Source organism: Paenibacillus rhizosphaerae, from assembly GCF_014192015.1.
GTDB classification, from domain to species: Bacteria; Bacillota; Bacilli; order Paenibacillales; family Paenibacillaceae; genus Paenibacillus_AQ; species Paenibacillus_AQ rhizosphaerae.
Window position 1 is genome coordinate 1,512,484 of record NZ_JACHXJ010000002.1, and the last position, 24,580, is coordinate 1,537,063.

The 24,580-nt window shown below is 51.8% G+C and carries 20 protein-coding genes, 1 pseudogene and 1 riboswitch; of the genes and pseudogenes, 20 read left to right on the top strand and 1 reads right to left on the bottom strand.

Going from position 1 to position 24,580, the window contains the following annotated elements:
- The first annotated feature begins 354 nt into the window (after positions 1–354).
- The 9 genes and pseudogenes from FHS19_RS15545 (at position 355) to FHS19_RS15585 (ending at position 9,932) form a co-directional block, all read left to right on the top strand.
- Positions 355–1,914, top strand: coding sequence for an extracellular solute-binding protein (locus tag FHS19_RS15545; RefSeq protein ID WP_183582667.1), 1,560 nt, complete (start codon positions 355–357; stop codon positions 1,912–1,914).
- Between the two features lie 380 nt (positions 1,915–2,294).
- Complete coding sequence (locus FHS19_RS15550; protein WP_183582668.1) at positions 2,295–4,307, top strand: MGH1-like glycoside hydrolase domain-containing protein; 2,013 nt, start codon at positions 2,295–2,297, stop codon at positions 4,305–4,307.
- Positions 4,308–4,374: 67 nt separating this feature from the next.
- Positions 4,375–4,518, top strand: coding sequence for a hypothetical protein (locus FHS19_RS15555; RefSeq protein ID WP_183582669.1), 144 nt, complete (start codon positions 4,375–4,377; stop codon positions 4,516–4,518).
- A gap of 522 nt (positions 4,519–5,040) precedes the next feature.
- Positions 5,041–5,616 carry a TetR/AcrR family transcriptional regulator gene (locus tag FHS19_RS15560; protein WP_183582670.1) on the top strand — a complete coding sequence of 192 codons (576 nt, stop codon included), beginning with the start codon at positions 5,041–5,043 and terminating at the stop codon, positions 5,614–5,616.
- 371 nt (positions 5,617–5,987) lie between these two features.
- Positions 5,988–7,103 (top strand): NADH-dependent flavin oxidoreductase, encoded by a 1,116-nt coding sequence (locus tag FHS19_RS15565; RefSeq protein ID WP_183582991.1) that lies wholly within the window; start codon positions 5,988–5,990, stop codon positions 7,101–7,103.
- A 163-nt stretch (positions 7,104–7,266) separates the two neighbouring features.
- Positions 7,267–7,983, top strand: coding sequence for an SDR family oxidoreductase (locus tag FHS19_RS15570; protein ID WP_183582671.1), 717 nt, complete (start codon positions 7,267–7,269; stop codon positions 7,981–7,983).
- Between the two features lie 201 nt (positions 7,984–8,184).
- Positions 8,185–8,505 (top strand): annotated as a pseudogene (locus tag FHS19_RS35665) (histidine kinase dimerization/phospho-acceptor domain-containing protein); the annotation flags it as partial.
- Positions 8,506–8,516: 11 nt separating this feature from the next.
- On the top strand, positions 8,517–8,960 hold the full coding sequence (locus FHS19_RS15580) for a sensor histidine kinase (RefSeq protein WP_246426577.1): 444 nt from the start codon (positions 8,517–8,519) through the stop codon (positions 8,958–8,960).
- 424 nt (positions 8,961–9,384) lie between these two features.
- A riboswitch (ZMP/ZTP riboswitch) is annotated at positions 9,385–9,465 on the top strand.
- A gap of 140 nt (positions 9,466–9,605) precedes the next feature.
- Entirely contained in the window at positions 9,606–9,932 is a 327-nt protein-coding gene (locus FHS19_RS15585; protein WP_183582673.1) for an NIPSNAP family protein, read from the top strand.
- Positions 9,933–10,331: 399 nt separating this feature from the next.
- On the opposite strand, the gene FHS19_RS15590 is transcribed toward FHS19_RS15585, so the two are convergent.
- On the bottom strand, positions 10,332–10,616 hold the full coding sequence (locus FHS19_RS15590) for a hypothetical protein (RefSeq protein ID WP_183582674.1): 285 nt from the start codon (positions 10,614–10,616) through the stop codon (positions 10,332–10,334).
- Between the two features lie 460 nt (positions 10,617–11,076).
- On the opposite strand from FHS19_RS15590, the gene FHS19_RS15595 reads away from it, so the two are divergent.
- From FHS19_RS15595 to FHS19_RS15645, 11 genes are all read left to right on the top strand, one after another.
- Positions 11,077–12,798 (top strand): sensor histidine kinase, encoded by a 1,722-nt coding sequence (locus tag FHS19_RS15595; RefSeq protein WP_183582675.1) that lies wholly within the window; start codon positions 11,077–11,079, stop codon positions 12,796–12,798.
- A 17-nt stretch (positions 12,799–12,815) separates the two neighbouring features.
- On the top strand, positions 12,816–14,315 hold the full coding sequence (locus tag FHS19_RS15600; protein WP_183582676.1) for a response regulator: 1,500 nt from the start codon (positions 12,816–12,818) through the stop codon (positions 14,313–14,315).
- A gap of 96 nt (positions 14,316–14,411) precedes the next feature.
- Positions 14,412–16,352, top strand: a complete 1,941-nt coding sequence (locus FHS19_RS15605; RefSeq protein ID WP_183582677.1) for an ABC transporter substrate-binding protein — start codon at positions 14,412–14,414, stop codon at positions 16,350–16,352.
- A 90-nt stretch (positions 16,353–16,442) separates the two neighbouring features.
- The gene (locus FHS19_RS15610) at positions 16,443–17,441 is read left to right on the top strand and encodes an ABC transporter permease (RefSeq protein WP_204797528.1); all 999 of its coding nucleotides are present in this window, start codon (positions 16,443–16,445) and stop codon (positions 17,439–17,441) included.
- 21 nt (positions 17,442–17,462) lie between these two features.
- Complete coding sequence (locus FHS19_RS15615) at positions 17,463–18,287, top strand: ABC transporter permease (protein ID WP_183582679.1); 825 nt, start codon at positions 17,463–17,465, stop codon at positions 18,285–18,287.
- A gap of 1 nt (position 18,288) precedes the next feature.
- A complete protein-coding gene (locus FHS19_RS15620; protein ID WP_183582680.1) occupies positions 18,289–19,287 on the top strand; it encodes an ABC transporter ATP-binding protein in 999 nt (332 codons plus the stop codon).
- Positions 19,247–20,275 (top strand): ABC transporter ATP-binding protein, encoded by a 1,029-nt coding sequence (locus FHS19_RS15625; RefSeq protein ID WP_183582681.1) that lies wholly within the window; start codon positions 19,247–19,249, stop codon positions 20,273–20,275. Before FHS19_RS15620 ends, FHS19_RS15625 begins: the two co-directional genes overlap by 41 nt.
- A gap of 1 nt (position 20,276) precedes the next feature.
- On the top strand, positions 20,277–21,383 hold the full coding sequence (locus FHS19_RS15630) for a glycoside hydrolase family 172 protein (protein ID WP_183582682.1): 1,107 nt from the start codon (positions 20,277–20,279) through the stop codon (positions 21,381–21,383).
- A gap of 456 nt (positions 21,384–21,839) precedes the next feature.
- Complete coding sequence (locus tag FHS19_RS15635) at positions 21,840–22,904, top strand: zinc-dependent alcohol dehydrogenase (RefSeq protein WP_183582993.1); 1,065 nt, start codon at positions 21,840–21,842, stop codon at positions 22,902–22,904.
- A gap of 28 nt (positions 22,905–22,932) precedes the next feature.
- Positions 22,933–23,772 carry an AraC family transcriptional regulator gene (locus FHS19_RS15640; RefSeq protein ID WP_183582683.1) on the top strand — a complete coding sequence of 280 codons (840 nt, stop codon included), beginning with the start codon at positions 22,933–22,935 and terminating at the stop codon, positions 23,770–23,772.
- A complete protein-coding gene (locus FHS19_RS15645; protein WP_183582684.1) occupies positions 23,769–24,563 on the top strand; it encodes a sugar phosphate isomerase/epimerase family protein in 795 nt (264 codons plus the stop codon). The genes FHS19_RS15640 and FHS19_RS15645 overlap by 4 nt, the downstream gene beginning before the upstream one ends.
- Positions 24,564–24,580: the final 17 nt, after the last annotated feature.

Genomic DNA, 24,580 nt, shown 5'->3' on the forward strand with positions numbered 1-24,580 from the left:
AAACACATTGGGTTTAATGCTGTTCATCGAAGTTACCCATGTAATGAATATCGACCTGAACAGCTATCCCTCTATACATTGTAGAAGTAGGAAAGCTGATGTAAACACCGTTTTTGTAGATATAACGTGTGTCCCATTTGCGGTTACGCGAATAACTGCTGTCGTTAAGCAGAGATCACAGGAGGGAGCGCCGAAGATCGTCTGCTTCAATTTATGATTTGTAAGCGGATACATTATGGTTTTGAATTGCCTTTTCTGCGGATGTATTGCCATTGAAGGATTACTAACCCGTTAAAAGGATGACTTCCAAACGGAAGGCTGTCTTTTTATAAATAAAATAATGGAGGGTGTCCTATGAAGACAAAAAACAAATCAGTTAATTTAAAAAAATGGATGACAGCTGGTGTCGCCTCTGCGTTAATCGTATCCATGTTAACTGCTTGTGGAGGAGGATCGGGTGGCGACGGCAGCACCAAAACGGCGGGAAAGAGCGGCCAGGCAACGGACGAAGCCGCCAAGCCTTTTAGATTCAGCATCATGTCGCCGTTTTTTGCTGCGCAACCGCCGGCGACGGACGACTCAAACGCTGCATTCAAAGAATTAGAGGCCAAGACAGGCGTCCAGATGGATGTCACTTTTGTCCCTGGCACGACCTATGACGATAAGTTGAATGTGACCCTCGCGTCCGGCAGTTTGCCGCAAGTCATGGTGGTGACCAACAACAAGATTGCCGCGGTCATCAATGCGGTCCGCTCCGGCGCCTTTTGGGAAATCGGTCCGTATATCAATGAATTCCCAAACCTGAAGAAATACTGGAACGATCAGGTCGCAAACAACATTTCCGTGGATGGCAAAATCTACGGTATTTACCGCGATCGTCCCGTCGCGCGCAAAGGCCTCATTTTTCGCCAGGATTGGCTCGATAGCCTAGGTCTTCAGCCGCCGAAAAAGGTCGATGACGTGTACAATATCGCAAAAGCATTTACATTGAACGATCCGGACAAAAATGGCAAAAACGACACGTACGGCCTTGCGATATCGGACGACAACTTGGTAAATGATGCAACGGGAGTGCTCGTAACGGCACTTGGCGGCTTCAACCAGTGGGGCATTAAAGACGGGAAAGTTACTCCTGATTTCATGACCCCGGAGTATTTGGATGCGCTCAAGTTACTGAAGAAGATGTACGATGAAAAGCTGATGAATCAGGATTTCGGAGCGATTAAAGGTACCAAGCTGAAGGAAACCATCAATCAAGGGAAGGCGGGGATGTACATTTCAAGCATCGACGATGCGAACACATCTCATTCGGACTTGTTCAAGCTGAATCCGAAAGCCAAGATCGGCTTCGTCCTCGGTCTTGAAGGGCCGAAAGGCGTTAAGCTACCGGCGAACTCGGGTTATTTCGGGGTGTTTATGTTCCCAAAATCAAGTGTCAAAACGGAAGCGGACTTGAAGAAGATTTTAGCCTATTTCGACAAAAATCTCGACCCTGATATATTGAAACTGTTTGCATTCGGTGTCGAGGGTGTCCATTATAAAACGGAAAACGGAAACCCGGTGTTTACCAACGAGCAGCTATGGGCAGACCAGGTCGCTGATTTGGGCCAGCTGCGTATCGCACCTTCGGATTTGGCCTGGCCGACGGAATCCGAGGTCATGAAGGAGGTAAAGAAGCTGTATAAAGAAGAAACACCAAACGCAGTAGCGAATGTAATCGAGCCGTACCTTTCGCCGACCTATGCGGAGCGTGGCACCGAGTTGAATAAGATCATCAACGACGCGCGCGTCAAATTCATTATGGGTGCTACCGATGAGGCCGGTTTTGTCAAAGCAACGGAGGATTGGCGTAAACAAGGCGGCGATAAAATAATCGATGAATTTACCCAGGAATATAATAAAGCGCAAAAATAATAACGAGCCGTCTTCCTTTTACAGCGTCTTTCTGCCGGAACTACACCGGCCGGCAGGCGCTGTCTGCGCGGATAATGCTATTTTTCATCTCATATGCAAAGGACGGAGTGAAAGACAGTACGTTAGATCAACGATCATCCATTTTGATCCGCTTGTAACAGAAAATGAATAGGCATCGAAAGAAGATGAATATTTCCGTATCTCTGCTTTGGATTCAAAACATTACTGTAGAAACTACCCATGTAATGAATATCGACCTGAACAACCATCCTTCTTTACATTGTAGAAGAGACAAAATCCGAACAGTCGCTGCAGTCAGGAATGCGAATTCAATCTCTGCAGTGATACAACTGTAAAAAGGTGCAAAGGAAGGTTGATTTATGAAATTTCAATTGAATGACTTTACTTTCGACCTGCGGGCCAGCCTGGCGCCGCCTAATCACATTTGGGTCGCCAGCGGTTATAGTACGGTAGCCCCGCTCCCCAATACGGTAGCGGGAGTGAAAGGCTTATTTTCTCCGCCGTTCGCGGCTCGCGATGTACAGCTGCTGTTGAATATCGAAGCAGACGGTCATACCGTAAGCGACACCGGAAACCTGGGCAAAGGTGACTGCGGACTGTTATACGCTGGGGCAGAATGGCGGCCGGACCGTATTGCGCGACGCGGGACGTATCACTATTTTCACGAGGGCAGGCTTATTTCTTTGTTCGTGCAGAGCCGTCTTGTGCCACTCGCGGACCGGGCTGGCTTTCTGCTAGCTGTTCGTATCGCCAACCGTACGGAGCGGAGCATTGAGGTGCTCGTCAAGCCTCAGTTAACGTCAGGACGGCTCTGCTTGCAGCCGCTCGACGACTGGGACTATGGGCATCCGGCACCGGGAGAACCTGCGCAACCAATCAGCGACGACGTATGGGAAAACGAAGATGTGCGGATGTCCCTGTTGCACGATGCCTCGATGCCGTCGTATCTGGCACCGGGAGAAGATGTGGAGCGCTGCATGGCTGTTGTACTGACGCGCAGCGGCGAGGAAAGCGACAACACCGAAAGCTTGGCGGTTTGGGAAAAACGGACGGAAGTGAGATGGCAGGATCGGATCGACCACATGTGCGCATCCCTGCCGAAGTTGGAAAGCGATATCCCTGGTCTGGAAGACTATTACCGGCGCTCGCTCGTCAGCGGCTTGATCTGTCTGTGGGAGCATCCCGATTTCGCTATGCAGCCGTTCCCGGTCGTGTCGGGCATCGAGGGTGCGGGAATTTGCTGCTACCCGTGGGACACGGGTGGGTATGCAGGCAGACTGCTTGCAATGATGATCGGCAGCGAAAGCATGATGGAACTGGCACAGCTCATGGCGAACAGTGGCATTGAGCGGCATTCGCGATTTTCTCCAAGTGGTATTGGTAAGGACGTACCGTACTCATACAGTTTGTGGTCGTTCTTCAATCTGATCTGGAGCAATATGGAGCAGCATGGTGAAGGCCAGCAGATGTATGACGTGATGCGGAGTCTGCTGCTCTGCGACGAGGACAGGCTGCCTGCCTGGGGTGTGCTGCTCGATTACGGCAAACAGCACAACCTGCTGGAAATGCGCAGCGCGGCGCATGAGCATGTTGTCTCAAGTCCTAACGCCGAGCGGGCATGGTGCTACGACCGACTGGCTGACTTGGCCGAGCGGCTGGGAAGGGGAGAAGCGGAACGGTGGCGGGATAAAGCGGAACAAATTCGGCGTGCGATTCGCGAGCAACTGTGGGACGAAGAAGCGGGATGGTTTGTCTGCCGTTATCCGGACGGGCATGTGGAGCGGGTGTATACGATTCAAGCCTACGATACGCTTCGAATGGGCGCTTGTACCGAACCGATGAAGTCTGCCTTGTTATCGCACGTACGAGAGGGTGCATTCCTCGCCCCTTACGGTGTCAGCAGCATTTCGGAAGAAGATACGATTCATTACGAACTGAACGATCCGGACTGGTCGGGCGGAGGCTGCTATACAGGCGAAGCGACCATGCTGGCTCAAACGTTATGGGAAATTGGCGAAGCTGAGCTGGCGTGGGATGTACTGAAGCGACTGTTCTGGATGGGACGGCATTTGCCGTATTTTCCCCAGGAGCACTACTGCGACCGTCCGGCCGTCCCAAGCCACAAACGAGCCAATGTCATCGCTGGCTTGTCCGGCGCGGAAGCGATTTTGTTTGGAATGGCCGGCCTGAAGCCAGGAGCGGACGGCAAGCTGACGGTATTACCGCATCCGCCGCATGAAGGGAAAGTTTCTGTGGAGGGCTATTTATTCCGAGGCCGCAGCATTGATATCCATATGGAGCCGGGATATAGCAGAATCGTATGTGATGGCGTCGTCATTTACGAAGGTGCTCCCACCCTCTGCACTATATAAATGGAAAAACATATGCAGAACATTCACTGGGCATCTTGAATCCAAAATTATCGTGATAAAGGGTGAAGTGAGAAAAAAACGTTTTGTACAGGTCGGCACCGGAGGAAGAGCCGAGTTTTTTTGCAGCGATCACTACGGATTACCGTGGATGGATTATGCCAATAAAAAGCAGCAAATCGCTCCATACGTACTGGACAGCCGGCTTGACTGATGAAAAAATCACCGAGCTTATCTGAACGGTGAAAGAAAGTGTAAGACGACAAGAACATACTCGCTTAAAAGCCGCGTAATAGCGGCTTTGTTTGTTTTAACGATATATGTTCTTGTCAAAACTCCACGACAAGAACATATATCGTTTGCCGAAAAAGACAAGACTATATATAGTTGGTTGATAAGGATACTCATGACAGATGTAGTTTTGTAGTTTTTAGCATTTAATAATACGTGGCTGAACAGGGTCGAAAGAAGAACCGAGTGCGATAAGCTTAGGGGCATTGTCCGATAAGCTGTGCTTCGGAGAATAAAGATCGGGATTCAATCCTTAGTCCGAACAGCCAAGTACTTTAAGTTAGTAGACATGAATATGGCCATCGCAGGGAAGATTACCCCTGGTGAGAAACATTCACTACGTTATTCATTCTATATAAACTGTGATAAAATTTATTTATCTCCTTCCAACAGTTAAGTAGATACGGAATTCCGATCAGAAAGAAATCATAAAGGATGTGTCGAGATGTCGAAACTCCAAGATATTATTACGACTTCCAGAAGAATTATTTATTATAAAGGCTACCAAGCTACATCGGTCAACGATATTTTGGACGAGGCCCACATCGGAAAAGGCCAGTTCTATCACTACTTTTCGTCCAAACGTGAACTCGGCTTGGCCGTCGTCGATGATCTTGTCAAGGAATGGGACAAGGATGTATTCGAGGGCATTTTCGCCACCGATCTTGATCCTATCGCGAAACTAAATAAGATGCTGGACAGAATGTTAACCATCCATACGAATGAAGATGGGAAATCAGGTTGTCCCGCGGGGAACCTCGCTATCGAGATGAGTGAACACGACGAGACGTTTCGGCAAAAGGTCCAATATATTTTCGACCGATGGATTTCGTCCATCGAGGGTGCGCTTAACGAGTTGAAAGCACAGGGTCATCTAACGTCGGACATCGACTCCAAACAGCATGCACGAGCCATCGTATCTTTGATCGAAGGCGCCATTTTATTAATGAAGAGCCAAAAGGAAGTCAGCTTTCTTACAAACGCTATCGCGATCATTCGGGCGCAATATCGGCTTTCTTGAGCGCGATACTTCCGTTTTTTTCTATTGCTTACGCGAAGAGATTTTGCTATGATCAGTCTGTACCGAACGGTAGGTACAACCTTTATATAAACTTAGTTCATAAAGGAAGGGGTACCCAGATGATTGGCGACCATTTATTATGCCGATTCTGTACCGACAAGTAGGCAATTTGAGTCAAGGAAAAACAGCAGTAGCCCCGCATAGTGAAAGCGACAAAGGGAAAAGAGGGCCGAAGCGATTATAGTTACAAATCTCGTTAAATAAATAAAATAGGCCAAGATGGAGAAACCACTATATCTAATATAGAAAAATCTTCGCTGCATGCCCGAATGGACTCAAGGAAATTTATATCGGAGAGGAGCATGAAGAAAATGAAGGAAACTTATAAAGCTCTATTTGAGCCGCTTCGGCTGCGTAGCGGAAAGGAATTAAAAAATCGAATCGTCATGGCTCCAATGGGTAATTGGGGCTCTTTGCCCGGAGGCTTTATTTCCGAGGAAGAACTGACTTATTACGGACCGCGAGTCAAAGATGCCGGGATGATCATTACTTCGGCAACAACGTTTACGGAAGGGGAACATTATCCTGGAGCGCCGGCCGCGTTGACGGATGAACATATACCGGGGCTCAAAAAATTAAGTTCACTACTAAAATCTAATGGAGCCGTAGCCATCTTGCAATTGTTTCACGGTGGAGCTCTAAAAATGAAAAACCCCGAAGCCCCGAGTGCCGTAGCACCGGAAAATTCTGATGCTGAACCGCCTCATGAACTGACAGATTCTGAAATCGAGGATTTGATTAAGAAATTCGGGGATGCAACCAGACGGATTATCGAGGCAGGCTTTGACGGTGTAGAAATTCATGGAGCAAATGGCTATCTGATGCAGCAGTTCATTTCGCCTCATTACAACCGCCGGCAGGATCGCTGGGGAGGCACATTCGAAAAACGGCTGGCCGTTCCGCTCGCTCTCATTAAGGAAGCGAAAAAAGCTAGAGCTGAAAGTGGAAAATCGTTTGCCATTGGCTATCGAATTTCGCCTGAAGAACAATTTACCAATGGATTAACAATGGCCGACGCCATTCAAATTGTTGATGTTCTGGCCGATCAGGAGCTGGATTATATTCATGTCTCCCTGCATAATTTCTTTTCAAAGCCCCGCCGAGGCATCGAAAGTAAGAGATCCCGGATGGAAATCTTGAAGGAGCTTGTAGGAAACCGTACGGCACTCATTGGCGTTGGCGAAATTACGACTCCGGAGCAAGCCGCGTCCGCCCTATCGTCCGGTGTGGAACTTGTTGCACTGGGCAGAGCGCTTTTGCTCGACCCGAACTGGTTGAACAAGGTTCGAGAAGGCCGGGAAGATCAAATCAAGAACAAGTTATTCCATAAAGACTTACCTGAACTTTTATTTCCCAAGAAAATGTGGGAACACCCTGATATTCTCCCATTAATCCAGGATACGAACAATTTAAATGAACTTACGTGATATTTATTCGGAGGAGTGGCTCAAGCCCAAATTCAACCTCCAAATGAGACGAACAAAGACTGCATTTTGTCAGCTCTATATAGATAGCGGGAAGCTTAATAGTGATAGCTATACAAGGATCTGATTTGAGATGTCTAATTCTATTATATTGGAGGCAATTGAAATGTCATTAAACAAACATCGAGTTGTTATTATCGGTGGTACTTCAGGTATAGGTTTGGCTACTGCTCAAGCGTTTATCAATGAAGCCGCACAGGTGATTATCGCGAGTCGATCGCTCCAGAACCTTGAGAAGGCAAAACAAGAGTTAAATGGTGACATTGAGGCCTACGAGTTAGATTTCCGTGAAGAAGAAAAAGTAGCTGAATTTTTTGAGAGAGTGGGCCGGTTTGATCATTTGATAATTACGGCAGGAGAAGGAATAATGGGGGACTTTCGTGATTTACCAATAAGAGAGGCCCATTCTGCATTTGATAGTAAATTCTGGGGACAATATATCATCGTAAAAGCTGCAATCCCGTATCTGAACGAAAAGAGTTCCATTACTTTAACATCAGGAATTTACGCAACACGCCCGCCTAAAGGCGCATCTTTGTTTGCTGCTGTCAATTCTGCTATTGAGGGATTGATGAGGGGTCTAACATTAGATCTTGCCCCAATTCGAATAAACGTAGTTTCTCCTGGGCTGGTCGAAACACCTATGTATGCAGGATTGTCCGAAGAGGAAAGGAAAAATTTGTTTAGTTCCGTGGCTAAGCAATTACCGGTTGGTCACATTGCACAGCCTGAGGATATCGCTGAAACGTATGTATACCTCGCAAAAAATGGTTTTACCACCGGATCCGTAATTATTATTGATGGAGGGGCTCAGTTGTCCTAAAGATAATATATTGTTGTTATGATAACAGGATAAAATTAGATAACGATAATTAAAATGATGGGCAATGAATAGTTGACTCAACACAGCCTGCTCATACGGGCCGGCTGTGTGTTTTTTTTACTTATATTCAAAGAGGGCCTGTGAGACGACAAGAACACATACGCTTTATAGCCGCGTGGCAGCACCTACGCGTATGCTGCCCATGAGCTAAAAACGCCACTTGCCGGTATTATTGCGAATATTGAGGTGTTACAACTGGATAAAAATCCATCCGTTCAGGAATATAAGGAGGTTTTGGACGATACCCTTACAAACGCCCAGCGGCTGAGTACCCTGGTATATGATTTGCTGAAGATGAATAACGCCATTCAGGCTGATACCTGTAAAACTTTTGATGCGAAAGAACGGAAAACAGCAAAGTTAAACATGTCCGCATACAAAACAATATCTCAGATATTATGCTATTCGGTGAAAGAGCGCTTTTGCAGAGGGCTTTCTTTAATCTTGTTCAGAACGCCGTGAGATACAATAAATTGAACGAAGAAGTAATGGTTACGGCAGCCCAGCATGGTAATTTTGTCACTGTCAGAATCAAGGATAACGGCATAGGCATTCCTGAAGAGGAATTAGAAAATATCTTCGAACCATTCTATAGAATTGACGCATCCCGTTCCAGGGAATTGGGAGGCAGTGGGCTTGGGCTTTCCATCACAAAAACCATCGTAGAAAAGCACGACGGAGAAATTTTATTTGAAAGTGAAATCGATTCCGCTCCTAGGCGCATCACCGTGGCTATTAAAACTCACCCCAGCTGCTGGGTTCGCGATCCAGCAGAGTTTAACGGAGTACCCCCACGTAATCGGTGCCTATGTACCGCAGATGGGATATTACCCATTGACACCATGGGCTGGCTTTGCTGTGCTTTGCGGTTACACTGCGCTGGCTTTCGGTCTGGCCGTCTTCATGCTGCAACGTGAACATATGAGGCAGGTTATCTCAAGGCTATAACAAATATGTCAGGGTCTAATTGAGGATATCTTGTACAGTCAGCGTTTGGTGTTATCCGCCCCCCTTTGAATGATGTGCAAACTTTGCTGCTAGTGGCCTAACTGCACAAGGATTGGCGATTTTTGCTGGTGATGGAAGTGTGGGTAAGCCCTGGATGGACCCCAAAGATAATGTTTTTGTTATCCCTTTTCTCGTAATTGTAATTGTTGCGTTTTTGTATGGATTCGTTAGAAGTTTTATTGAGCGTGGTCATTGAACTAACGGAGAACGTTTTGTTGAATAACGAACAGGAAGAAGCTGCCGATGCTGATCGGCAGCATTAAATTAACGGGCAGGAAAACGAAAATAACATCTTTACTTCAGTGAATATTCTAACTATAATTACAGTGAACATTTGGTATGTGTGACTGGCGTAAACGTGGAGACCCACTAGGGAGCACATATTGTCATATGCCGTACGCCTGGGCAGAGGTAAGGGAGAGGTATCCCTTACCTCTGTGTGTTTTAGGAGGTAAGCATGATGTTCCAGAGAGAATGCGCTCGATCTGATTTTTAAAAAGTCGAAATAGATGTGTGCTGGATTACCAATCAGATTCATTCAGGGAGGAAATAACATGCTATACGAGTTGCGAATCTATACGATTTACGAAGGTCGAATGGATGCCATTCAAGACAGATTTAAGGAGCATACGTTTAGAATTTTTACAAGACTGGGAATGAAGGTCGTGAATTTCTGGATAGATGCAACAGGCCAAAATAAACTATATTATGTGATGGAATTTAAGGATATGGAGCAGCGTCAAAGGCTATGGGAGCAGTTTAAGAATGACATCGAATGGATTCAAGTAAAACGCAACTCGGAAGAAAATGGAGGGCTCATAGTCGAAAAAATTGATGAATATTTTATGAATCACGCTGAATTTTTCAGATTGGAAAATTAAACCAACGTTGAGCAGGCCACAGCAGCCTGCTCATGTGTTGAGTCATGTAAGACGACAAGAACATATATCGTTTGCCGACACGAACGGGTAGGATAGCGTAATTGCATCCCATATTGAGCATATAGAAAATAAGCAAGTAAATATTTATATGCAATAATGAGGTTCGCTGAAGATGAAAAGTTGATATGAAAGAGACGATAAGAACTTCAAAGTTGAACGAACAATCATGGATGTGAGTCAGAGAACCGGCCGAATAGGCCGGTTTTTTAGATTAAATCGTTCATTAAGCTTTAAAAAATGGGGGAGGCCCTTGTAGCCACAAGAGCGAACTCCCCCTGCACCATTATATGGCTAACCTTAGTTGATAAGGATTATCAACTAAGTGTTCGAGCTAAAACTTCAATTACAAGAACAACCCCAAATAAACTTTCCATCAAAATTTTTGTCCCTTTCGGTTCCCAGTTCGGGAACTGAATTTGTAATTCCTGTACATGACGATATATGCAATAAATCCACGAATACGTACAGCCAGCGTTGAATTTCCTTGTGATTGAGTGATTCGTTGTCATCGTCCATGAGATCAGTTATGCCCGTACCCGCAACCGACAATGCAATATGATGTCCCACGCCAGCGTCTGCCTTGACGGTAAGTAAATTACGAGTGGATATATCGAAAAACTCCAAAACAGCCCTATCCTCGAACGAAGGCGAGTTCAAAGCGTCTACAACGACCTCAGCTCCACGAAGTGCTTTTGCCAGTCCCTCACCCGTGAGGATATTACACCCAAGGAGCGTGATGCAACTATTACTTCATGACCCAAAACCTTTAAGTTGCAGCCAAATCACCGTGATAACGCAGCCGATCCACTTCCAGTTTTTAAAGCTCTCCCATTCCGACAACCCCTAACTTAGAATGATCAAGCATACCGATACTTTAATGAACGCAACGAAAATCCAGAGGGGGTGAAAATAGCATCTTACCGGTTGGCGGTTCGTGTCGTAAAATTTATAGTTCTTGACGGTCTTAAAACGGGGAGACTAAAATTTAGTTTAACGAAAAATGTAATCGCTTTCAATTATTTGCAAAAAGGAGGAAGAACGACACCATGACGACAATCGAACCGGACAAGCCATGAGATTCCGCATGAAAAGCCTCAATATTCGTTCGCTGCGGTCCAAAATCATGCTGCTGTTCATTATTTTCGCAAGTCTCATCTTAATTCTTCAGATGGGGGTATTCCAGCAGTGGATCCGTTCCATCATTCTGGAAAAGTCGGAAACGTACTTTCAAGGGACCGTTTATCAGATCGGCCAGCGCGTCGACATGCAGTTCGAGCAGTTCGGGACGATGGCACTCGGGATCGGCAACAACCAGGTCGTCAAAAATTACTTGGCGGATCTGAAGGGACATTCGATCAGCTATACGATCGCGAAATATAAAATCAGCTACGAAATTTTGCGGGCGTCAAAGCTGAGCTGGATCGAGAACATGTGCATTTATCCGGTCGACGGGCAGCCGCCGATCAACCTGTATTACTCCGTTCCCGTCTTCGAGGCGGATGCCGTTATCCGCGGTATGCAGGAAGACCCGTCGACGCTGCCGCCCGATCGGATTTTATGGAAGCCGTCTCCGGAGAAACCCGGTCAAGCCGAGGCGTACCTGCCCATTCAGGAAAACGGCGAGCGCTACGGCATTCTAAGAATCAGCCTGAGCGAATCGTTCTTCCGTTTCCTTGACGACGTCAAGCTCGGCAAGGAGGGGGACATTTATTTGACGAACGGCGATACCGTCCTGTATGTGAAAGACCGCTCCCATATCGGAAGCTCCATGGAGCGGCTGAGACAAGCCGCCGGAAGTGTCGCGAAGGAGCAATATGCCATGAGCGAGCCCGGCTGGACGTTGGTCGGAATCGTACCGCAGAAGGAAACGCTGCAGCTGATTCACGAGTTCAACCGGATTTTTCTGCTTATGGTCATTGTCATCCTGGCGGCGATCATGTCTTTCGCCGTCATGTCGGCCAGAGCCATTCTTTTGCCGCTGCACGACATTTCGAAAGGGATGAAGCGTATCCAGCAGGGCGACCTAAACGTCAGGCTGGCGCATAAAGGCGACGACGAATTCGGCGAGCTGACGTTCCAATTCAATTACATGGTCGATCGGGTGAAGGAGCTGATCGAAACGGTATTCCAGCAGCAGAGAAAGCATCGGCAGGCGGAGATCGTCAGCCTGCTCTCCAAGCTGAACCCGCATTTTCTGTACAATTCCCTCGACATGATTTACTGGAAAGCGATTATGAAGGGCGAGGAGGAGATCGGCAGCTCGATCGTGGCTTTATCGAATATTTTGCGCTACTCCATTTCCCACAGCGGCGATTTCGTCACCGTCCGGGAAGATATGGGCCAGCTGGAAAGCTATTTGACGATCCAATCCATGCGGTTTCAGGATAAGTGGCGTTACTGCTTCGATATCCGGGAGGACATCGGAGAGGATAAAATTCCGAAGCTGGTCATCCAGCCGCTCGTCGAGAACGCGATCAAATACGCGTTTCACCCCGCGAAGCAGGACGGATATATTGCGATCCGCGGTTACCGCAGCGGAGAGGATCTAATCTTCGAAGTCGAGGACAACGGAGTCGGGATCGCCGAGGAAAAGGCGAACCGGCTGCTGCGAGTCTCTGAAAGCGAGGATGGCGCCGATGAAATGGGGCTGGGTATCCCGCTCGTGCATCGGAGGGCCCGTTATTTATACGGGGAAGGCTACGGCATAACGATTCGAAGCGCGGCCGGGCAAGGGACAACGATTACGGTGCGCCTTGGCGGCCGGATCGAATCCGATCTGCTTGCGGCAGGCGACTATGGCACTTGAACAGGGGGAAGAAAAAGATGCTGAAATTATTGCTTGTCGACGACGAGAGCGCCGTCCTGCAAGGGCTGACGCATATCTTAACCCAATACTGCCCGAACTACGACATCGTCGGGGCTACGCAGCATGCGGCGGAGGCGATGCAGCTGCTTATGGCCGAGCACGTTGACTGCGTCATAACGGATGTCAAAATGCCGGATATCGACGGCGTCGAGCTGACCAAGCATATCCGTTCGCATTATCCGGATACGTCTGTCATCGTGCACAGTGGCTACGCCGATTTCGAATTCGTCCGCGAGACGATGAAGCACGGCGCCTGCGATTATTTGCTGAAGCCCTCCAATTACAGAAGCATCCTCGATATCCTGCACCAGATCGAAAAACGACGGACGGAGGAGAGCAAGCAGGTGGAGGAAATCGCAAACCAAAAGCTGCTGAGGGCTACTCTTTCCGGAGAGAAGTCCGCCTCTACCGCCTGGTCCGGACCATGGCCGAAGCGTCTGGCGACGCTGACGGCGATGGTCCGCGACACGGACCATGTCACCCGGCTGCTGAAGGATCGATGGAAGGCAGGCGTTCTTCTGAAGGAAATGGAGGAACTCGTCGCCCATGATGAACATGTAATTATGCTATTTCCCGCCGGGCTAAACGAGGATCAGCTCTTAAGTCGGCTGAACAGCGTCCGGCAGCTGCTGCAAAGCCACGGTTACGCTGCTTACATCGGCATCGGCTGCCGGGTAGACGCTCCGGATGAGCTTAGGCGGTCCTACGAGGAATGTCTTCGGCGAATGGACTTCGCTTCGTTCAACGAGCTTCCCGCTGCCTTGAATGGCGCGTCTTACGATGCACATATGGAGAAGCAGAAGCCGCATGCCTTTGGAGACTATTTCCAAATTCAGGAACTTGGTAAATACCTCCTGAAAGGAGACAGTGGCAAGCTGAAACAGCTCTCCGACGCTGCCGTCTCGGAGCTTGAACGGCTGCGTCTTGCCTGGGATCCGAAGCGTCTGAAGAACGACGTCCTCAAGGAAACGCTGTTGCTGAACGAATATTTGAGGGAGCATGGCGCGCATCCGGCTCACCCCGAGTGGATCGACTATGCGGACGAGGTAAAGCGGCAGCTTACCTTTCGTGACCTAATGCGGTGGGTGAAACATATCTCGGCTTCGCTGCTCCTTCGCTCGGACGGCGAGGAGGCGGTTCCGGGGTATATCCAGACGACCGTCCGTTACGTGGAGGAGAACTACATGGAAGAGCTGACGTTAAAGAGCCTGTCGGATAAAGTGTACTTGAATCCGTGGTATTTCAGCACGCAGTTTAAGAAGTGGATGAACGTCTCCTTCAGCGAATACGTTAATCTGGTTCGCGTCCGGATGGCCAAGCAGCTGCTCAGGCAGAAGGATTTAAAGGTATACGAGGTGGCGGAGATGGTCGGGTTTAAGGATGCCGCCTATTTCAGCACGGTGTTCAAACATCTGGAGCGAATGAGTCCGAAGGATTATCAGAAAACGCTTTCATAGATGGGCCAATGCAATTACAAGAAACCCAAGGAAATTCGACTTTTTTAAAGGCGGCCGATGCTATCCTCTAGATATTCTAGACAAGGAGGAATCCGAGTGAGGGATAAAGCATGGATCGTTTGTTATCTCATGGCTATTTTCGTCTTATTGACCGCCTGTACGGATTCGGGAGCGACTCAGCCGCCGGCGGCATCGGGAGGGAATCAGGAAGCTAGCGGAAGCGGTAAGATGACGGACGTCGGAACGCCGAGAAGCGAGACGCTCATCGTCGACATCCTCAGCGGCAGAAGCCCGGACCCCGACCGCATGAATCCGTATATGCCAGGCGCGGTCGCGATGGACAGCGGTCTCCATCAGCTCATTTATGCGAGCATGTGGGAGATCGATACGGTGAAAGGTGAGCAGATCCCGGATCTGGCCGCCACGATGCCGGAGCCGCTGGACGACACGAATACGAAGTTCCGCTTCAAGATTCAAGAGGGGCTGGCCTGGTCCGACGGCGTCGAATTTACGGCTGACGACGTGCAGTACACAGCGGATATGCTGCTCAAGACGAAGGAAATCGGCTACAGTGGGTATTTCTCCAGCCTTGTGAAGAGCATGAAGGCCGTCGACAAGACCACGATCGAGGTAGAGACCGTCCAGCCGGAGACGCGCCTCGCGCAGAAGCTTGGCGTCGTCATCTGGGGCACCTCGTTCCGGGTCATGCCGAAGCACATCTGGGAGAAGGAAGACCCGACGCAGTTCAAATTTACCGACCCCGTCGGTGTCGGTCCTTACAAGTTGAGCAAGCGGGATCCGCAGGGCAACTGGTTCCTGTACGAGAAGCGAGAGGACTGGCAGAAGAGCGATGTCGGCAAACTGGTCGGAGAACCTGGCCCGCGTTACGTCCTGTTCAAATATTTCGGTCCGGAGGAGAAGCGTATCGTCGCGGCGATCCAGCACGATATGGATATTCTCCAGGATATCACTCCGGAGAGCTGGGAGGTGCTCCGTCAGAAGAACGAGTACGCCAAAGCCTGGTACGAAAATTTCCCGTATGCGGATATGAACGACCCCTGCGAACGCGGAATGTCGTTCAATGCATCCAAAGCGCCGTACGATAACGAAGATGTGCGCTGGGCGCTCACACTCTTGACCGACATCAAAAACGTCTCGATGGCGACCTTCGGCGGTATGCTTCGTGTCTCGCCGATTATTCTTCCGCCAATTTCGGTGCTGCAGGAAACCTACCATAAGCCTATGAAGGACTGGTTGAAGGAGTTCCAGCTTAGCGACGGCTACAAACCGTTCGAGGATACCTACGCGAAAGATATGGTCGACATGCTGAAGCAGCAGGGGATTAAGGGTCTGCCGACCGATTCGGCCGAGATGGAGAATACGTTCGGCGTCGGCTGGTTCAAGTACGATCCCGAAGAGGCCACCAAGCTGCTGGAAAAGGCCGGATTCAAGAAAGAAGGCGACAAGTGGCTGCTGCCTGACGGATCCCCTTGGAAGCTAACGATCAACGCACCGGCCAACTTCGAGGTGCAGTCGATGCGACTTGCGTTCGCCGTAGCGGACAGCTGGCGGAAGAACGGCATCGACGTGAACGTGCAGCAGATGGATGCCGCCACGTTCTGGGACAGCGAATCGACCGGCAACTTCGAGGTCGGCTCCTACTGGCCGGCCTGTGGCCTGCTGCCGGACAGCACGGCCAATCTGCAGGGCTGGAACAAGGAATACATCGTTCCGAACGGCCAGCAGGCGCCAGGCAACCGGAACCGCTGGGCGAATGACCGCGTAAGCGGTCTGCTCGAAGGCCTGAATGCAATGGAGCCGAGTGATCCGAAGGTCATTGCGGACATTACGGAAATCAATAAGGAAATGGTGAAGGGTATGCCGTTTATTCCGATGTTCGGCACTTCCAAATTCGTGCCGGTCGACACGTATTATTGGCAGGGCTTCCAGAACGCGGAGAACGAATTCGAGGGGCCTTGGTGGTGGTGGTCCCAGTTCAAGTTCTATACGCCGAATTATAAGCCGTCAGGGAACTGACGGCTGGAATCGGCGAAGCCAAAACACCGCATGCCGGGCGCGCGCGACGATCGCCTTGCCCGGCATGCGTTCTATAAGGGAGTGAACCCCGTGGATTTTTATAAATTTCTGCTTTCCCGAATCTTGACCTTTATTCTCGTCGTGTTCATCGGCATTACGGCTGTATTCTTCGTGCCGCGCTTTCTTCCCTCGGATCCAGTCGAGGCGATGATCGGGCAAATGACGTCCAAGTCTGCGTTCCTCGATCCGAAGGCGGTGGAGACGCTGCGGGAAACGCTGAACGAATCGTTTGGGCTGCAGGGTTCGGTGCTTTCGCAATACCTCGGCTTCTTCAAGCGGGTGCTGCTAACGCAGGATTTCGGCCCCTCGCTCGCAAACTATCCGGCGCCCGTTAACGAGCTGATCGGCCGTGCTCTGCCCTGGACGATGGGGTTGCTTCTGACGTCCACCGTCATCTCCTGGTTGATCGGCAATGCGATCGGTCTGCTCGCGGGCTTTCGGAAAGAAAAGCCTTACTCTAAGGCGCTCGAAGCCATATCCATCGCGTTATACCCGATTCCGTACTATATCTTCGCTCTCGTTCTGATCATGCTGTTCTCCTATATCTTTCCGGTCTTTCCGCTGACTGCGACGTTCCAGGGAGCAGGCTTTACATGGGAGCATATCAGGAGCTTGATCATCAATTCCACGCTGCCCGCGCTCTCGATGATACTCGTCGGCACCGGCTGGTGGGTGATCAGTATGAAGACGATCTCGTCCGGGATCGCGGAGGAGGACTACGTCCATTTCGCCCGGCTCAAAGGGGTCAAGGAGCGCAAAATTATGAGCCGTTACGTCCTGCCGAACGCCGCGCTGCCGCAGGTGACGATGCTGGCGCTGCAGCTGGGAGCGATCTTCAATGGGGCGCTGGTGACCGAGATCCTCTTCGGATATCCGGGAGTCGGCACGCTGATCTACAACAGCATTCTGCAGGCCGACTACAACCTGATCATGGGCACGATCACCCTTTCGATCATCGCCGTGGCGGGAGCGACGTTCGTCGTCGATTTCCTGTATCCGTTTCTGGATCCCCGTGTGCGTTACAAGTAACGGGGGAAGAGAGGAGAAGCCATGAAAAACTGGAACTTTCGACTGAAGGCTGGAGTCGCCATTCTTGCCCTGTTTCTTATCCTGGGCATGATCTTTCCGTTCTTCTATACGGGGAATCCGATCGAATGGGGCACCTACCCGAAAAATTTGAAGCCGAGCGCGGACCATTGGTTCGGCACGACGAACCTGGGTCAGGATACGTTCTGGCTGCTCGCCAAATCACTGCAAAATTCGTTCGTCATCGGCCTTCTCGTCGCTTTCTTCGCGACCGTCATCGGCGCGCTGCTCGGATTAATCGCCGGCTTCAAGGGAGGCTTCATCGACCGGCTCATTACGCTGATGACCGATTCCTTCATCGTCATCCCTTCGCTGCCGATTCTCATCCTGCTAGGCACGATGCTGAAGGGCCGGGCGTCCCTGCTTTATATCGCCGTCGTCCTGATCGTGTTCAACTGGCCCTGGCCCGCCCGCCAGCTGCGCGCGATGGCGTTGTCACTGCGGGAGCGTGATTTCATTAACACCGCCGTTTTCTCCGGCAGCGGCACGTTCAAGATCATCGTCAAGGAAATCTTTCCGTTCGTGGCGGGATGGTCGCTCGCGAACTTCGTTAACACGATTCTGGTCGCGATCGGCTCGGAGTCCGGGCTCGCCGTCATCGGAATGTCCAGTAACGAGAAGGCGACGCTCGGCACGATGATTTACTGGGCGAACCAGCATCAGGCGATGCTGGCCGGCCGATGGTGGTGGATCGGCTCTCCGGTTATAGCGATCGCGCTTATCTTCATCGCCCTGTTCCTGACAATGACGGGCTATCAACAATATTCCGCGCTGAGGAGAGGGAAGTAATATGCTGAAGTTAAAGCGCGTAAGCGCGCGTTACGACATGCTGGGCAGCTATGTGCAGGCGGTTGACCGTGTCGATTTCGAGGTGCGGAAGAACGAAATATTCGGTATCGCGGGAGAATCCGGCTGCGGCAAGTCGACGCTGCTTAAGGTGATGTACGATCTCGTGAAGTATCCGCTCGAAATTTCGTCGGGCTCCGTGGAAATCCATACCGAGAGGAAGGACGGCAGCCCGGTCGTCTATAGAAACGGGGAGATACACAAGAGCTGGTGGAAGGTCATCTCCTACGTCCCGCAGGGAGCCATGCATGTCATGAACCCGGTGGCGCGGGTAAAAGGGCAGTTTTTCGACGCGATCGGCAGTTATCATGATAAGAAGAGCAAGAAGCAGCTGCAGGAGGAAATCGTCCGGTATTTGCAGGAGCTGGAGCTTCCGGCCGAGGTGCTGGACGCGTATCCGCATCAGCTGAGCGGCGGCATGAAGCAGCGCGTGCTGATCGCGCTGGCGACGTTCCTGCATCCCGACATCATTCTCGCCGACGAGCCGACAACCGCGCTGGACGTCATCGTGCAGCGGGGGATTTTAACGATGCTCTCCCGCGTGCAGAAAAAAATGAAAAATTCGATGGTTATCGTCTCGCACGACATGGGCGTCCACTACCAGATTACAAACCGGATGGGCATTATGTACGCGGGGCAGCTGATCGAAGTCGGGCCGACTGAGCAAATTTTTGAAAATCCGCAGCATCCGTATACGAGAATGCTCATTAACGCGCTTCCGAAGGTCGGGGACAACAGTCAGAGGGAGGGCATTCCCGGTACGCCGCCGAGCCTCAAAAATCCTCCCGGGGGCTGCCGCTTCGCGGCCAGATGCCCGCTGGCGATGGATCTGTGCCGCGCCAAGGAGCCGGCCGAAACGCGGGTCGGCGAGGATCATTTCGCAAGCTGCCATCTGCTGGAGGATGACTATTCGATTCGGGGAGGCGATTCCGTTGCCCGCTAATCTGCTCGAAATACGCAATCTCAGCCGGAGCTTCAAGCTCGGCGGAATGGTGCTCGGCAAGCGGATCGTCGCCGTGGACAACGCCTCGCTGCGGCTGCCCGGCGACAAGCCGCAGATCATGAGCATCGTTGGCGAGTCGGGGAGCGGCAAGACGACGCTCGCGAGGATGATTCTGCGTCTGCTTACCCCGACGTCCGGCGACATCGTGCTCGGCGGCGTTCCTTTGTCCGTTTACGGGAAGAGGAGGAACCGGAAGGCGTTCCTCAAGAAGGTGCAGCCGATCTTCCAGAATCCATTCACGTCGTTCAGCGCGCAGAGGACGGTCGATTCCTATCTGTTCGAGACGGCGCTCAACCTGGATGTCGCCGCGAACAGGAAGGAAGCACAGGAGGTCGTGACGGAGGTGCTGCGTTCGGTCGGTCTTGAGCTGGCGGCCGTCAAGGGAAAGTACCCGAACCAGTTCTCGGGCGGGGAGCTGCAGCGGATCTCGATCGCCAGGGCGCTCATCCCGAAGCCGAGCCTCATCGTCGCCGACGAGCCCGTCGCGATGATCGACGCCTCGCTGAGGATGAATATCGTCAACCTGTTCCGCAGGCTGAAGGACGAATACAACGTCAGCTTTGTCTATATTACGCATGATCTGTCGACGGCTTACTACGTCAGTGATTATATCGCGACGATGTACCGCGGCCAGCTGATCGAATTCGGCGAAGCGAGAAGCATCCTGAACGATCCGTCGCATCCTTATACCGAGCTGCTGCTCGACTCTATTCCGCGCGTCGGCAACAAATGGGATGAGAACGTCGTTCTGTCCGATACGGATGCCGCGGAAGCCGGCTCGGCCGGCTGCAGATTTTCGGGCAGATGTCCGTACGTCCGCGAGGCTTGCCGCGCGGCCGAGCCTTATATGGTCGACATCGCGCCGAAGCATCAAGCGCTGTGCATCATGCATAACGATTATCAAACCATCGATACCGGGAGGTCCTAATATGCTGCATAATCAAGGTCTGGGCTTCGGCCTGTCCACCGCTCCGCTCATGACGAACGGCAAGACCCGATCCATCTCCGCCGAGAATCCGAAAGGCGAATCGGGCGCCGGCGGCAAGGAAGCAAGCAATCTCGGCACGGCCCGGAAGGGACGTCCCTGCATTACCCTGCCCCAAGGCGATACGGTCACCTTGGCGGAGATCTCGGGTCCCGGCGTGCTTCAGCACTTCTGGATTACGGTGACGGACCGAACGGATAAAGGGTACTTCGTGCTGAGGGATCTTGTGCTCCGGATGTACTGGGACGGCGAAGCCGAGCCGTCGGTGGAGGTCCCGCTCGGCGACTTCTTCTGCAACGGCTTCGGAACCCGCTGCAACGTCAATTCTCTGCCGATCGTGGTCAATCCGACGGGCGGAATGAACTGTTACATCCCGATGCCGTTTCGCAGCTCGGCGCGGATCACGGTCGAGAACCAGCATGCAGCCGATATTAACGGCTTCTTCTATCAAATCAATTACACGCTCGTAGACGGGCTGCCGGACGAGGCCGGCTACCTCCACGCGCAGTGGCGGCGGGAGAACATCACGACGGAGGCGCGAGATTTCACCATCTTGGACGGGATCAAGGGGAAGGGACATTACGTCGGCACTTATCTGGCTTGGGCGGCGCTCGAGCGCTACTGGTGGGGAGAAGGAGAGATCAAGTTCTTCCTGGACGGTGACGAGGAATGGCCGACGATCTGCGGTACCGGGACGGAGGATTATTTCGGCGGTGCCTGGTGCTTCTACGAGAAGCAAGACGGGAAAATCGTCGAAAAGACTTATAATACGCCTTATCTCGGCTATCCGTTCTACTCCAAAGCGGACAACACGCGCAGTGACGTCTTCGGCGAGGACAGCGTGCCGATGCACGGCTTGTACCGCTGGCATCTGATGGATCCGATCCGCTTCGAGAGCGAGCTTCGGGTAACGATTCAACAGATCGGCCACAACAGCCGCGAGTTGTTCGAGCGTACCGACGACGTGTCCTCCGTCGCGTATTGGTATCAGGCGGAGCCGCACGCGGCGTTTCCGGTGCTGCCGCCGGTGGAGAGGCGCTGGCCGAGGTAAAGGGTATAAGGTTGTGGGCTAACAATATTTTTGAGGCTGTTTACCATCTACGGAAACTAAGAAAAACAAGGGGAAGCGATCATGACGATCGCTTTCTTTGTATTTCATTGGGACAATCGAGTTAGGGAAGAGAACGTTTTTTATGAGATGGATTGTAATATGAAGTGCGGGTCTGGCACGACGAACGTGCCTTGGCTTGCGTATATCTCGATGTTAGGCAAGAGCGAGTGCTGCCTTTCATGTGGAGTATAGGGAAATGGAGTTGAGCCTAACGTTCGATCATTCGCGAGCCCCCCCCCCGCCGTTAACCTGTAAAACAGATAAATATCCCTCAACCATGGATAATAAACAACGTATAAACTTGCGCTATAATGCATTTGTAAGCGGTAACAGCAAACGACGTGCCGTTAAATACCAGTGATTATTAACATTTGCCCAACCATAGGAGGAATCGAAATGCCGAAACAACTGATCGCGCAAGCCCCGCGCAAAACGGCGATTACGACATACGAGGACCGCGACATCAAGCCGAACGAAGTGAAGGTCCGCGTCGAGCACGCCTCTCCGAAGCACGGCTCCGAGCTCGCCGGCTTCCGCGGTGAAAGCCCGCACACGGCGGATTACTTCGACGAGAAGGACGGCTGGAATTTGTTTTTGCCGCGTGATCCGAAAGATATTTCCACGGACGGCGGCTTCGGCCGTTGGAACCTCGGCAACCAATGGGTCGGCGTCATAATTGAAGCCGGCTCCGAGGTGACCGAATACAAGGTCGGCGACCGGGTTTGCTGCTACGGTGGCATCCGCGAGACGCATATCGTGAACGCGGTAGACAATTATTATTTGAAAAAAATGCCCGAAGGCATGTCCTGGAAGAACGCGGTCTGTTTCGATCCCGCACAATTCGCCTTCGGCGGCATCCGCGATGCGCACGTCCGGGCGGGCGACCGCGTGGCAGTGTTCGGCCTTGGAGCAATCGGCCAAATCGCGGCGCAGCTGGCGAAGATGGCCGGCGCGAGCTGGGTAGCCGTCGTCGATCCGATCGAAGGACGCCGTCAAGTCGCCATCAAGAACGGTGCGGACGCCGCATACGATCCGGCGAACGAAGACGTCGGCCTCGAGCTGAAGAAAGCGACGGGCAAACTCGGCGTGGACGTCATCATCGAGACTAGCGCGAGCGAATTCGCTCTCCAGCAATCCTTGAGAGGCCTCGCTTACGGCGGCACGATCGCGTTCGTCGGTTGGGCGAGAGCTTTCAAGGGCGGGCTCGATCTCGGCCGTGAAGCGCACTTCAACAACGCCAAGATCGTTTTCTCCCGCGCCTGCAGCGAGCCGAATCCGGATTATCCGCGCTGGAGCTGGCGCCGGATCGAGGACGTCTGCTGGGAAATCCTATCCGCTGGCCGTATCGATTGCGAGGACATCATCAGCCCGGTTGTTCCGTTCGAGCAATCGGCGGAAGGCTACGAGCAATACGTCGATCAGCGTCCTGACCAAAGCATTAAACTAGGAGTCACGTTCTAAAGGCCAGAAATGAAAGGAGGGATACGGCATGAGCGATAGACTGGGTTCCCTCCTCAGACATGCCGAGCTCCAAATTGTCGAATTCGACGTCCATAGCCGGAACGAAATGAAGACGTTTAACCGCACGCTTCCTTGGTACGTCATGTCGTACTTGAAGTCGGGCAGCGCGAAATTGCGAATCGACGGCGAAGTGAAGACGCTGGCGCCGGGGACGGTCATCTTCATTCCTCCGAATGTGGAGCACGACCATTACAAGGATTCGCCGGAAGAAACCGTGTTTCTGTGGTGGCACTTCTCGTACGAGATTGAAGGCATCATGGATGCGATGAAAATGTTTCAAATTCCGTACGTATTCCAGCTGCAGAACAACGACTATTTCGAGAAGGTATTCATGGAGTTCATGGGCTCCGCGGAAGCCGAGACGCCTTCCCTGCCTCTATCCATTCTAAAGCAGGCGAAGTCGCTCGAGCTTCTGTACATCATCCTGAACAGCGCGGTCGGCCAGAGCGACGCCCACGCGGACGTTGCCAAGTCCGAAAGCTTCCTGGACATGCTGTCGAGAATCGTCCAGTCGCCTGAGGAACCACTAACGCTGCAGGTGATGGCGGACGAGCTGCATCTTCATCCTACGTACGTGAGTAACCGGTTCAAGGAGCTGTTCGGTAAGTCGCCGATGCAGGTTCAGCGGGAAATGCGCATTCAGAAGGCGAAGAAGCTTCTGGAGTCTTCCGAGCTGTCCGTGACCGAAATATCGCAACGGTTAGGATACAGCGAATTGCAAAATTTTACGCGGCTGTTTAAGTCTTACGTCGGCATATCCCCGACGCAATTCCGAGACCTCAACCGCAAATGGAGGGTCATGAAATGAAGCTGGCTACGCAAGACAGAGGTTTCTTCGGTTCGACTTACGAAGCGAAGCTGTCCAAGCTCCAGGAACTCGGTTTCGAAGGACTGGAAATCGATGGGAAATGGCTGATAGAGAAGTACGACGAGATCGAGAAGGCGGTCAAGGCGACCGGCGTGCCGATCAGCTCGATCTGCGGGGGCTACCGCGGCTGGATCGGTGATTTCGATCAAGAGCAGCGTGCACTCGCGATCCAAGACATCGGCGCGATCCTGGAGCGCTCGGCCGACATCGGCGCGGCGGGCGTCGTCGTCCCGGCGGCGTTCGGCATCTTCTCCCGGAAGCTTCCGCCGTTCGTTTCCCCGCGGCCGGCGGACGAGGAGCGTGAAGTACTGCTCGATTCCCTGCGGAAGCTGAACGATTACGCCGTATCTTCGGGAAGCTTGCTGCTGCTCGAGCCGCTTAACCGCTACGAGGACCATATGATCAATACGCTGGAAGACGCGTCAGGCCTGATTCGCGAAGGCAACTTCTCCGGCGTGAAAGTGATGGCGGACTTCTTCCATATGCAGATCGAGGAATGGGACATCTCCGAGAGCCTCAGGAAGACGGCGGATTTGGTCGCACACGTGCATCTCGCCGATAGCAACCGTCTGCAGCCCGGCTACGGGCATACGGATTTCAAGACAGGCTTCAGGACGTTGAAAGACATCGGCTTCACGGGCTACATGGCGGTCGAATGCGAGCTTGTTCCCGGCGACGGATTGAAAGCGTATGCAGAGATGGCCGGATTTTTGAAAGCGTGCATGCCATAGAATCGGTATTTCCATTC

Excerpts from the sequence above, each read along its gene's own strand:
- FHS19_RS15545 (WP_183582667.1), top strand. The coding sequence starts at position 355 with ATGAAGACAAAAAACAAATCAGTTAATTTAAAAAAATGGATGACAGCT.
- FHS19_RS15550 (WP_183582668.1), top strand. The coding sequence starts at position 2,295 with ATGAAATTTCAATTGAATGACTTTACTTTCGACCTGCGGGCCAGCCTG.
- FHS19_RS15560 (WP_183582670.1), top strand. The coding sequence starts at position 5,041 with ATGTCGAAACTCCAAGATATTATTACGACTTCCAGAAGAATTATTTAT.
- FHS19_RS15565 (WP_183582991.1), top strand. The coding sequence starts at position 5,988 with ATGAAGGAAACTTATAAAGCTCTATTTGAGCCGCTTCGGCTGCGTAGC.
- FHS19_RS15570 (WP_183582671.1), top strand. The coding sequence starts at position 7,267 with ATGTCATTAAACAAACATCGAGTTGTTATTATCGGTGGTACTTCAGGT.
- FHS19_RS15585 (WP_183582673.1), top strand. The coding sequence starts at position 9,606 with ATGCTATACGAGTTGCGAATCTATACGATTTACGAAGGTCGAATGGAT.
- FHS19_RS15595 (WP_183582675.1), top strand. The coding sequence starts at position 11,077 with ATGAAAAGCCTCAATATTCGTTCGCTGCGGTCCAAAATCATGCTGCTG.
- FHS19_RS15600 (WP_183582676.1), top strand. The coding sequence starts at position 12,816 with ATGCTGAAATTATTGCTTGTCGACGACGAGAGCGCCGTCCTGCAAGGG.
- FHS19_RS15615 (WP_183582679.1), top strand. The coding sequence starts at position 17,463 with ATGAAAAACTGGAACTTTCGACTGAAGGCTGGAGTCGCCATTCTTGCC.
- FHS19_RS15620 (WP_183582680.1), top strand. The coding sequence starts at position 18,289 with ATGCTGAAGTTAAAGCGCGTAAGCGCGCGTTACGACATGCTGGGCAGC.
- FHS19_RS15625 (WP_183582681.1), top strand. The coding sequence starts at position 19,247 with ATGACTATTCGATTCGGGGAGGCGATTCCGTTGCCCGCTAATCTGCTC.
- FHS19_RS15630 (WP_183582682.1), top strand. The coding sequence starts at position 20,277 with ATGCTGCATAATCAAGGTCTGGGCTTCGGCCTGTCCACCGCTCCGCTC.
- FHS19_RS15635 (WP_183582993.1), top strand. The coding sequence starts at position 21,840 with ATGCCGAAACAACTGATCGCGCAAGCCCCGCGCAAAACGGCGATTACG.
- FHS19_RS15640 (WP_183582683.1), top strand. The coding sequence starts at position 22,933 with ATGAGCGATAGACTGGGTTCCCTCCTCAGACATGCCGAGCTCCAAATT.
- FHS19_RS15645 (WP_183582684.1), top strand. The coding sequence starts at position 23,769 with ATGAAGCTGGCTACGCAAGACAGAGGTTTCTTCGGTTCGACTTACGAA.